We start from the raw sequence: 11,044 nt of genomic DNA, 5'->3' as shown, positions 1-11,044 counted from the left end.
TGGAGAAAATTCAGTGCAGCGTGCGCGGCAGCGAGAGCACGAACTCGGCAATGCGCACGTCGAACTGCTCGCCATCCTCGGCCACGCAGAAATATTCACCATGCATACTTCCCTGGGGGGTCTTCAAGGCGGTGCCGCTGGTGTATTCGAACTGCTCGCCCGGCTGCAGGAAGGGTTGATGCCCCACCACGCCCAGCCCGCGCACCTCTTCGACGTGGTTGTTGGCATCGGTGATGACCCAGTGGCGCGAGATCAACTGGGCCGGCACGGTTCCCGAATTGACGATGCTGATCGCATAGGCGAACACGTAGTGCGAACGCGATGGATCGGATTGTTCCTCCAGGTACTGGGTCTTGACCGTCACCGTGAACTCATACGCTGCCATGGGGTTTCCTGTGTTGTGAATGTGGCGGGCCGCCTGAGCCTCGAAAGTCGATGTGCTGCGGCCATCCCGGATTGCACACGAATTCAGCACGCAGCGCAAGCCGATGCGTGTCGTGGGGCAAGTGTGGCCGCCGTGGCAACCCTGGCAGGCTAGCCAGCAAGGTAGAATAGCGGTTTTGCCGCTCTCGCGCCTGCCCCGGCGGCCAATGTCGATTCAGCCATCCTTTCTTTACAGCCATGCCGACCTACCGTATCGCCCCCAGCATCCTGTCCGCCGATTTCGCCCGCCTGGGTGAAGAAGTGCGCAATGTCGTCGCCGCTGGCGCCGATTTCATCCACTTCGACGTGATGGACAACCACTACGTCCCCAACCTGACCATCGGCCCGCTGGTGTGCGAAGCCATCCGCCCGCATGTGCAGGTGCCCATCGACGTGCACCTGATGGTCAAGCCCGTGGACCGCATCATCCCCGATTTCGCCAAGGCCGGCGCCAACCTGATCACCTTCCACCCGGAAGCCTCGGAACACATCGACCGCTCGCTGCAACTGATCCGCGACAATGGCTGCAAGGCCGGCCTGGTGTTCAACCCCGGCACGCCCCTGCACTACCTGGACCACGTGATGGACAAGCTGGACATGGTTCTGATCATGTCGGTCAACCCCGGTTTCGGCGGCCAATCCTTCATCCCGGAAGCCCTGAAGAAGATCGCCGAAGTCCGCCGCCGCATCGATGCATCCGGCCGCGACATCCTGCTGGAAGTCGATGGCGGCATCAAGGTCGAGAACATCGCCGCTGCGGCCCGTGCCGGTGCCGACACCTTCGTGGCCGGTTCGGCCATCTTCGGCAAGCCGGACTACAAGGCCGTCATCGACGCCATGCGCGCCGAACTGGCGCAAGTCTGATCCCACTTCCCTGCGCCAGACGCACCAACAACGAGGTTTCCAGGGCATATGAAGAATCTGACCAATATCAAGGCTGCCATCATCGATCTGGACGGCACCATGCTGGATACGGCGGCCGACTTCCATGTGGCGGTCAACCGGATGCGTGAAGAATTGGGACTGACACCCCTGTCCCAGGAAACCATCGTCAACTTCGTCGGCAAGGGCACCGAGAACCTGATCCGCCGCGTGCTGGCCGTGGACTATGCAGAGGATGAAGCGGCACAATATTTCCAGCAGGCGCTGGAGAGCTACACCGAGCATTACCTGGCCATCAACGGCGACTATTCCTCACTCTACCCGGGCGTGCTCGAAGGCCTGCAAGCCCTGCGCGGCAAGGGCCTGCGCCTGGCCTGCGTGACCAACAAGCCGCTGGCCTTTGCCGTGCCGCTGCTGCAGAAGAAGGGCCTGCGCGACTTCTTCGAGATCGTCTATGGCGGCGATTCCTTCCCCAAGAAGAAGCCGGATCCCATGCCGCTGCTGCAGGTATGCCAGGATTTCGGCCTGGAACCGGCGCAGGTGGTGGCCATCGGCGACTCCAGCAACGACGCCCAGGCCGCCCGTGCGGCGGGATGCCGTGTCCTGAATGTTCCGTATGGATACAACCACGGTGAATCTATACACAATGTTGATTCGGATGGTATAGTTTCGACGCTTGTAGAAGCAGCGCAGCAAATCTCGGTGGACTGACACCCTGTCAGGCTACCGGTCGATAGACCAAAGATCCAACCGCGACCCACATCAATGTTTCGTAACAACAAACGAACCGCTCAACCGACAGCCGCCCCTGAGGCCTGGCTGTGGCGACGCTGGCAATTCCAGGCGCAGTAAATGACGCCTGGACCTGGCCGCACCTGCGTGCCGGGTCGTTTGTTGTGGTACCGCATCCTCCGCATTTCCCGTAATCCATTAACGACACCGCTGACGAGAGTCCGCACCTGTCTGCTGCATCCGCGTGCATCGCGTCCATGGCTTCATGGCGGGTGCACATCGGTCTGCGGCCAGGCCCGCGTACCCTACAATAGCGGTCTGGAGTGAAACATGACCGAACTCGAATTCAAATCGCTGGCCACCGAAGGCTATAACCGCATCCCCCTGATCGCCGAAGCCTTCGCCGACCTGGAAACTCCGCTGACGCTCTATCTCAAGCTGGCCCAGAGCCACCACACCGGCAAGAACACCTTCTTGCTGGAGTCAGTGGTGGGGGGCGAGCGCTTCGGCCGCTATTCCTTCATCGGCCTGCCCGCCTCCACCAAGATCCGCTGCAGCGGCAAGCAGATCGAAGTGCTCAAGAATGACGTGGTGATCGAAACCGCCGAAGGCAATGCGCTGGAATTCATCGCCGAGTACCAATCCCGCTTCAAGGTCGCCATCCGCCCCGGAATGCCGCGCTTCTGCGGCGGCCTGGCCGGCTACTTCGGCTATGACGCCGTGCGCTACATCGAGAAACGCCTGGAAGACAGCGCCCCCAAGGATACGCTGGGCCTGCCCGACATCCAGCTGCTGCTGACCGAAGAACTGGCCGTCATCGACAACCTCTCCGGCAAGCTCTACCTGATCGTCTACGCCGACCCCAGCCAACCGGAAGCCTTCTCCCGTGGCCGCCAGCGACTGCGCGACCTGCGCGCCATGCTGCGCCGCCCGGCCGATGCGCCCGTGACCACCGGTTCGGTACGTACCGAGACCATCCGCGAATTCCCCAAGGATGAATATCTGAAAGCCGTGGCCCGCGCCAAGGAATACGTGATGGCCGGCGACCTGATGCAGGTGCAGATCGGCCAGCGTCTGAAGAAATCCTACGTGGATTCGCCGCTGATGCTGTACCGCGCGCTGCGCTCGCTGAACCCCTCGCCCTACATGTACTTCTACAACTTCGGCGATATGCAGATCGTCGGCGCCTCGCCAGAAATTCTGGTGCGCAACGAATCCATCAGCGACGGCCAGAAAAAGATCACCATCCGCCCGCTGGCCGGCACCCGTCCGCGCGGCTCCACCATCGAACGCGATGAACAGCTGGCGCGCGAACTGCTGGCCGATCCCAAGGAAATCGCCGAACACGTGATGTTGATCGACCTGGCCCGCAACGACATCGGCCGCATCGCCACCACCGGCAGCGTCAAGGTCACCGACCAGATGGTGATCGAAAAATATTCCCACGTGCAGCACATCGTCTCCAACGTCGAAGGCATCCTGAAGCCCGGCATGTCCAACCTGGATGTGCTCAAGGCCACCTTCCCGGCCGGCACGCTCTCGGGCGCCCCCAAGGTGCGCGCCATGGAAATCATCGACGAACTGGAACCGACCAAGCGCGGCATCTATGGCGGCGCCTGTGGCTATCTCTCCTTCGGCGGCGAGATGGATGTGGCCATTGCCATCCGTACCGGCGTCATCAAGGATGGCACCCTGTACGTGCAAGCCGCGGCCGGCATCGTGGCCGACTCGGTGCCGGAAATGGAATGGGAAGAAACCGAAAACAAGGCGCGTGCCGTACTGCGCGCTGCTGAACAAGTGCAAGATGGCCTGGACGGAGAAATCTAAATGCTGCTGATGATCGACAACTACGACTCCTTCACCTACAACCTGGTGCAATACTTCGGCGAGCTGGGCGAAGAGGTGCTGACCATCCGCAATGACGAGATCACGCTGGATGACATCAGGAAACTGAACCCCGAGCGCATCTGCCTCTCCCCCGGCCCCTGCAGCCCCAAGGAAGCCGGCATTTGCGTGGACCTGCTCAAGGAATTTTCCGGCAAGCTGCCCATCCTCGGCGTGTGCCTGGGCCACCAGGCCATCGGCGAAGCCTTCGGCGGCAACATCATCCGCGCCAAGCAGGTCATGCATGGCAAGACCTCCAAGATCGCCCACACCGGCGTGGGTGTCTTCAAGGACCTGCCCTCGCCCTACACCGTGATTCGCTACCACTCGCTGGCCATCGACCGCGCCACCCTGCCGGATTGCCTGGAAGTGACGGCCTGGACCGATGACGGCGAAATCATGGGCGTGCGCCACAAGCAATTCGACCTGCAAGGCGTGCAGTTCCACCCCGAGTCCATCCTCTCCGAGCACGGCCACGCCCTGCTCAAGAACTTCCTGACCGGCAGCGCCCACGGCTGAAACCATCACACAATAAGAGACACCCCATGCCTATCACTCCCCAAGAAGCGCTGCTGCGCTGTATCGAACACCGCGAAATCTTCCACGATGAAATGCTGACGCTGTTCCGCCAGATCATGAGCGGCGAGATGTCGCCGGTGATGATCGCCGCCCTCACCATGGGCCTGCGCGTGAAAAAGGAAAGCATCGGCGAGATCGCCGCCGCCGCCCAGGTCATGCGCGAATTCGCGACCAAGGTGCCGATGGCCGACACCACCGGCCTGCTCGACATCGTCGGCACCGGCGGCGATGGCGCGCATACCTTCAACATTTCCACCGCCTCCATGTTCGTGGCGGCCGCGGCCGGTGCGCGCGTGGCCAAGCATGGCGGGCGCAGCGTCTCGTCCTCCTCCGGCAGTGCCGACGTACTTGAAGCCCTGGGTGCCGACATCAACCTGCAACCCGAGCAAGTGGCGCAATCGATCGCCCAGACCGGCATCGGTTTCATGTTCGCCCCCAACCACCACGCCGCCATGAAGCACGCCGCGCCGGTGCGCAAGGAACTGGGCGTGCGCACCATCTTCAACATCCTCGGCCCCCTGACCAATCCTGCGGGCGCCCCCAACATCCTCATGGGCGTGTTCCACCCCGACCTGGTCGGTATCCAGGTGCGCGTGCTGCAACGCCTGGGCGCGCAGCACGCCATCGTGGTCTGGGGCCGCGACAACCTGGACGAAGTCACGCTGGGCGGCGCCACCATGGTGGGCGAGCTCATCCATGGCGAGATCCGCGAATACGAGATCCACCCGGAAGACTTCGGCCTGTCCATGTTTGCCAGCCGCAACCTGCAGGTCGCCAACGCCGCCGAATCGAAGGAAAAGATCTTCGAGGCATTGCGCGGGGAACCCGGCCCGGTGCATGACATCGTAGTCATCAATGCCGCTACGGCCCTGTATGCGGCAGGTGTGGCGCCCTCCATTGCCGAGGGGCTGGCCACTGCGCGCGCCACCATCGCTTCGGGCGCGGCCCGTGCCAAGCTGGAGCAGTTCGTGCAGGTCACGCGCCAGCTCGGCGGCAAACACTGAAACCGACAAGGAGCAACATGTCTGACATCCTCAACAAGATCCTGGCCGTCAAGGCTGAGGAAATCCGTATTGCGCAAAAGCAGCGCGACCTGGCCAGCCTGCGCCGCGATGTGGAATCCGACAGCGAATTGCGCTCGGAACTGCGCAACTTCGAACAAGGCCTGCGCAACAAGATCGCCGCAGGCCAGGCCGGTGTGATCGCCGAAGTCAAGAAGGCCTCGCCCTCCAAGGGCGTGATCCGCCCCGACTTCAAGCCGGCCGAGATTGCGGTGAGCTATGCCGAACATGGCGCGGCCTGCCTGTCTGTACTGACAGATGAACAATTCTTCCAAGGCTCGCCGGAATACCTCAAGCAAGCGCGCGCCGCCTGCGCCCTGCCGGCGCTGCGCAAGGATTTCATGATGGATCATTACCAGATCTACCAGGCCCGCTCCTGGGGTGCGGACGCCATCCTGCTGATCGTGGCCGCACTGGACCATGGCCTGATGGCCGACCTGGAAGCCTGCGCCCACGAACTGGGCATGAGCGTGCTGGTGGAAGTGCACGACAGCGCCGAACTGGATGCGGCCCTGAAGTTGAAGACCCGTCTGTTGGGCATCAACAACCGCAACCTGCGCACCTTCGAAACCACGCTGGACACCACCCTGAACCTGCTGCCGCGCATCCCGCCGGAAAAACTGGTGGTGACCGAATCGGCCATCGCCACGCCCGACGACGTCAAGCGGATGCGCGATGCCGACGTGCACGCCTTCCTGGTCGGCGAAGCCTTCATGCGGGCGCCCGAGCCGGGTGTGGAGCTGGCGCGCCTGTTCGCCTGATCTTCCCGCACGTCAACAAACCTCGCCCGGTCTGCGCCGGTGCGAGGTTTTTTTATGCTGACCCGGCGCTTAACGCTTGCCCTGCACGGCCCGCATCCCGCCCCCGATATTGCTGCCGGCATCCGGTGCCAGGCCGCGATAGCCGAGCACCGACATGAGCGTGACCACACCGGCCATGGCAAAGGCCCACTGGAAATCGCCCAGCGTGAAATGCGCGCCGCTGGCACCGCCCGCACCGACCACATCGACCATATCGCCGCGCAACCAGGCGGCAATGCGCAAGGCCAGCGCACCGAAGGCGATGCCCATGCCGATGGTCATCTGCTGAGCCACGCTCCAGAGCGTGCTGGCGGAAGACTTGCGGGCATCACTGATATCCGCATAGGCCAGCGTGGCCAAGGTAGAAAACTGCATCGAACGCGACAAGCCGTAGCAGAAGATCACCCCCAGGATCAGCGGCAGCGGCGTGCCCGGCGTCAACAGACCGCAGGCGATGATGAGACCGCCGGCAATGGCCGCATTATTGAGCGCCACGCGGCGAAAACCGAAACGTTGCAGGATGCGCGTGGTAAACGCCTTCATGCCCAGATTACCGAGAGCGGTGGCCAGCAGCAGCAAGCCCGACTGGAAGGCGGTCAAGCCAAAGCCGATCTGGAACATCAGCGGCATCAGGTAAGGCACCGCATCCACGCCGATGCGGGTGAGCGAACCGGTGAAGACGGTAACCGAATAGGTGGGAATGCGCAGGTTGGAAAAATCCAGCAGCGGATGCTCGATGCGCCGCATGTGCCACCATGCGCACCAGCCCAGCACGATGCCCAGGGCCACGAAGCCGAGCGCCACCTTGACGTTGGATTCCATGTGGCTGGCGATCTCGGTGCCATACAGCAGCGAAGTCAGCGCCGAGCCCGAGAGCAGGAAGCCGATCACATCCAGCGGCCGCTTGCCCTGCCCGTGCTCATTGCGCACCACCAGCATCACCGCACTGAAGGCAGCAATACCGAACGGTACGTTCATCAGGAAGATCCAGTGCCACGAGGCATAGGTGGTGATGAAGCCACCGATGGAAGGCCCCACCACGGGCGCGGCGATGGCCGGCCAGGTGATGGTGGCGATGGCTTTCATCAACCTTTCCTTGCTGGTGCTGCGGACCACGATCATGCGCCCGACCGGCACCATCATGGCCCCGCCCAGACCTTGCAGCACACGCGCCGCGGTGAACTCCCAGACGTTCTGCGACATGCCGCACAGGATGGAAGCGAAAGTGAAGATGGCAATGGCCAGGCCGAACACGGTGCGCGAACCGAAGCGGTCAGCCACCCAGCCGCTGATGTGAATGAACACCGCCAGCGTGAGCATGTAGGCGGTCATGCCCAGGCTCAGTTCGTTAGGGCCGACCCCGAAGGTCTTGGCCATTTCCGGCAAGGCGGTGGCAATGATGGTGGTATCGAGATACTCCATGAAGAAGGTCGCCGCCACGATGTAGGGCAACATGCGCACGCGTGCGTCGGACAAGCTGTTGTCGTTGGTTCCCACGTTCTCTGCCTCTGCTTTTCTGGTCATCCATGCGAAACGCCGGCATCTGCCGGCGCTTTGCTTATGGAAATTATTTATACCATTTACATCAATAGAATCTCAGCAGGTGCATCAACAACTGCACCACGATGATGCCGCCGATCAGTCCGCCACCGAAATAGACGATCACGCCCAAGAGCATATTGGTGCGGCGCTGCTCGGCCAGGAGCTTGCGGATCAGTTCGGTATTCTGCGGCTGGCCTTCGCCTTCGGTATAGCGCGTCAGCGCCTGGTGCGCCAGACGCGGCAGCTCGGGCAGCAGGCGACTGTAGCGCGGCACTTCCACCTTCAGTTGCTCGATGAAACCACGCCAGCCGATCTGTTCGCTCATCCAGCGCTCCAGATAAGGCTTGGCGGTCTTCCACAGATCCAGATCAGGATCGAGCTGGCGGCCCAGGCCTTCGACGTTGAGCAGGGTCTTTTGCAACAGCACCAGTTGCGGCTGCACTTCGACATGGAAGCGACGCGAAGTCTGGAACAGGCGCAGCAGCACCTGGCCGAAGGAAATATCCTTCAACGGACGGTCGAAGATCGGTTCGCAGCAGGCCCGCACCGCCGCTTCCAGTTCATCGACGCGGGTATCCTTGGGCGCCCAGCCGGATTCGATGTGGGCCTCGGCCACGCGCTTGTAGTCGCGGCGGAAGAAGGCCAGGAAATTCTGCGACAGGTAATCCTTGTCGAAGTCGTTGAGGGTGCCGACGATGCCGAAGTCCAGCGCGATGTAGCGACCAAAGCTCTCCGGCGCCACCGACACCAGGATATTGCCGGGGTGCATATCGGCATGGAAAAAGCCGTCGCGAAATACCTGGGTGAAGAAAATTTCCACCCCATCGCGCGACAGCTTGGATAGATCGACTCCTTCGGCGCGCAGGCGCTCGGTCTGCGAGATGGGGATGCCGTACATGCGCTCCATCACGATCACCGAAGGTGAACAATAATCCCAATACATCTCCGGCACCATCAACAGCGTCGACTCGGCGAAGTTGCGCCGCAGCTGGCTGGCGTTGGCGGCTTCACGCATCAAGTCCAGCTCATCGTGCAGGTACTTGTCGAACTCGCCCACCACTTCCTTGGCCTTCAAGCGCCGGCCATCTGCCCACAGGCGTTCCAGCCAGTCGGCGGCCACGTGCATCAGGCCGATATCGTGATCGATGATGTCGCGCATTCCCGGACGCAGCACCTTGACGGCGACCTGCTTGCCATCCTTCAAGGTAGCGAAGTGGACCTGGGCAATCGAGGCCGAGGCCACCGGGGTGCGTTCGAAGCTGGCGAAGAGCTGGTCCGGGTGCGCACCCAGCGATTTCTCGATCTGCTTGACCGCCAGTTCCGAACTGAAGGGCGGCACGCGATCCTGCAGCAAGGTAAGTTCGTTGGCGATGTCGGGCGGCATCAGGTCGCGCCGGGTCGAGAGCACCTGGCCGAACTTGATGAAGATGGGACCGAGGTCTTCCAGCGCACGCCGCAAACGCTCACCGCGTGGCGCCGACAGGTCGCGCCAGAAGAAGACGCGATTGATGATGCGGGCGATGCGCGGCGGCGCGAATTCGGCGGCGATGATTTCATCCAGGCCATAGAGAATGGCCACACGGATGATCTTGAATAGACGCATGGAACGCAGCAGCATCAACGACGCTCCAGTTTCTCGATGCGCTTGGAGAGGCGCTCCAGGTCATCGCGCAGGCGCACGACGTCGGCAGAAAAATCCTGCAACTGGCGGGGGCGGATCAGCATCGGTTGTTCTTCCAGGAAATACTCGGCCAGGTTTTCGCTCAGCTTGCGGCCGGTATTGCGGGCCGCATCGAACAGCTCGCGCGCACCGGCGACGATGCGGGTGGCAGCGACGTCGCCCACCACGCGGGACAGGTCATCCTCGGCATCCCAGCGCAGCTTCTGGCTCAATTGCGAAATGGCATTGGCGAAATCGGCATCGCCCTCCAGCTTGACGTAGGACACCGCGCGCTCGCGGTTGGCAGCGATCAGCGGCAGATCGGAGAGCTTCAGACGGATGGTGACGTTGGCCGGCGCATCGGCCGGCACTTCCTGCAGGTAGCCGTCACCGCTGACTTTCAGGCGCAGTGGCATGACACCGGTATCGATGCAGGCGACCTTGCCGGCATGGGCCATGAGCGTGCTGCGCGCCCATGGCTCCTGCGCCAGCAGATGGTTGATGACCGCAGCAGCAGGTTTCATCGGATCGAGGGCAAGGGTGGTCGGATCAGGCAGCACGGACATGGATTCCAGAATCGGGTTGGGCCAGAGAGACAGAGATCAATACAGCCACGGTAATACGGTGAACAATTCACCGCCGCAAAAACAAAACCGCCCGCAAAAGCCGGGCGGTTTCAAGTGTACCAGCTTGGCGCAGGGACAAGGTTTGCGGGCTGCGTGTTCCTTGATCCAGCACCGCCTGTCCGGCGCGATCTAGATCTGCTGGATACCGGCCAGCACCCAGCCGCCGCTGCCGTTGAGCGGCTTGGACAGGTTCCAGATCTCGGCGAAGGGCTCGGCCGAGACATCCGGCGCTTCCTTGATGAGGCCCTGGAAGCGCACGGTCGCCAGGTAATCGAAGGCCATGGTCTCGATGCCCAGCAGTTCGGCATCGAGCTGCACCACATCGGTGGCATTGGGCGCGGCACCGCGCTCGGTCAACTGCATCCGCAGCTCGGCGAACATCTCGGGGGTAGTGAATTCGCGGATGTCGTTGACGTCGGCGCGGTCCCAGGCCGCCTGCAGGCGGATGAAATAAGTCTTGGCATTGCGCACGAAGCCGGCCGTGTCGAAGCCCTCGGGGATGCCCCAGTGCTGGATCTGCGCAGGCTGGGCGCTGGCTGCATAGCCGGCGCCTGGCAACGCGGCGGGCGGCGGGTTGATGTCGCGCAGGCCGGAACCGATTTCCGGCGTGGCGCCGGCAGCGCTACCGATGGGGCTCACGCCCGGCATCGGGGTGGCATAGGCCGGGTTGTTGCTCTGCGCTTGTCGGCCGCGGGCGAACAGGCGCACCAGGAAGATCACCGCCACGCACAGCAGCAGGATGGTCAGCAGCGAACCCAACATGCCGCCCATGGCGCCACCGATACCGAAGTGCGACATCAGCGCACCAAGGGCGAAGCCCAGCAATGCGCCACCCAGCACGTTGCGCCAGGGGCT

Annotated in this window: 11 protein-coding genes; 6 read left to right on the top strand and 5 right to left on the bottom strand. The window is 62.5% G+C overall.

Features of this window, described 5'->3' with window-relative positions; translation table 11 throughout:
* Nucleotides 1-10: 10 nt before the first annotated feature.
* Nucleotides 11-385, bottom strand: a complete 375-nt coding sequence (apaG, locus tag I5W_RS24090; protein WP_017452463.1) for a Co2+/Mg2+ efflux protein ApaG — start codon at nt 383-385, stop codon at nt 11-13.
* A 236-nt stretch (nt 386-621) separates the two neighbouring features.
* Between apaG and rpe the strand changes: the two genes are divergently transcribed.
* From rpe to trpC, 6 genes are all read left to right on the top strand, one after another.
* Nucleotides 622-1,287, top strand: a complete 666-nt coding sequence (gene rpe / locus I5W_RS24085; protein ID WP_044531148.1) for a ribulose-phosphate 3-epimerase — start codon at nt 622-624, stop codon at nt 1,285-1,287.
* 48 nt (nt 1,288-1,335) lie between these two features.
* Entirely contained in the window at nt 1,336-2,016 is a 681-nt protein-coding gene (locus I5W_RS24080) for a phosphoglycolate phosphatase (protein ID WP_044531147.1), read from the top strand.
* Between the two features lie 351 nt (nt 2,017-2,367).
* Complete coding sequence (gene trpE / locus I5W_RS24075) at nt 2,368-3,864, top strand: anthranilate synthase component I (RefSeq protein ID WP_044531146.1); 1,497 nt, start codon at nt 2,368-2,370, stop codon at nt 3,862-3,864.
* Entirely contained in the window at nt 3,865-4,440 is a 576-nt protein-coding gene (locus I5W_RS24070; protein ID WP_017452467.1) for an aminodeoxychorismate/anthranilate synthase component II, read from the top strand.
* Between the two features lie 26 nt (nt 4,441-4,466).
* Nucleotides 4,467-5,504 (top strand): anthranilate phosphoribosyltransferase, encoded by a 1,038-nt coding sequence (gene trpD, locus I5W_RS24065; protein ID WP_044531145.1) that lies wholly within the window; start codon nt 4,467-4,469, stop codon nt 5,502-5,504.
* Between the two features lie 17 nt (nt 5,505-5,521).
* On the top strand, nt 5,522-6,322 hold the full coding sequence (gene trpC / locus I5W_RS24060) for an indole-3-glycerol phosphate synthase TrpC (RefSeq protein WP_017452469.1): 801 nt from the start codon (nt 5,522-5,524) through the stop codon (nt 6,320-6,322).
* Between the two features lie 69 nt (nt 6,323-6,391).
* Here the strand turns inward: trpC and I5W_RS24055 are convergent, their stop codons facing one another.
* The 4 genes from I5W_RS24055 to I5W_RS24040 form a co-directional block, all read right to left on the bottom strand.
* Nucleotides 6,392-7,885, bottom strand: a complete 1,494-nt coding sequence (locus I5W_RS24055) for an MFS transporter (protein WP_044531144.1) — start codon at nt 7,883-7,885, stop codon at nt 6,392-6,394.
* A 61-nt stretch (nt 7,886-7,946) separates the two neighbouring features.
* Nucleotides 7,947-9,521: a ubiquinone biosynthesis regulatory protein kinase UbiB gene (gene ubiB, locus I5W_RS24050; RefSeq protein WP_044531143.1), complete on the bottom strand. Its 1,575-nt coding sequence runs from the start codon at nt 9,519-9,521 to the stop codon at nt 7,947-7,949.
* Nucleotides 9,521-10,129 carry a ubiquinone biosynthesis accessory factor UbiJ gene (locus I5W_RS24045; RefSeq protein ID WP_017452474.1) on the bottom strand — a complete coding sequence of 203 codons (609 nt, stop codon included), beginning with the start codon at nt 10,127-10,129 and terminating at the stop codon, nt 9,521-9,523. The genes ubiB and I5W_RS24045 overlap by 1 nt, the downstream gene beginning before the upstream one ends.
* A gap of 189 nt (nt 10,130-10,318) precedes the next feature.
* Nucleotides 10,319-11,044: Tim44 domain-containing protein (locus I5W_RS24040; protein WP_044531142.1), on the bottom strand; the 726-nt coding region annotated here is incomplete at its 5' end.

The sequence above is a fragment of the Herbaspirillum sp. B65 genome, from assembly GCF_000333555.1.
Lineage (GTDB): Bacteria > Pseudomonadota > Gammaproteobacteria > Burkholderiales > Burkholderiaceae_D > Herbaspirillum > Herbaspirillum rubrisubalbicans.
Note: the sequence above shows the minus strand (reverse complement) of the source record. Positions and strands in the feature narration are given on the sequence as shown.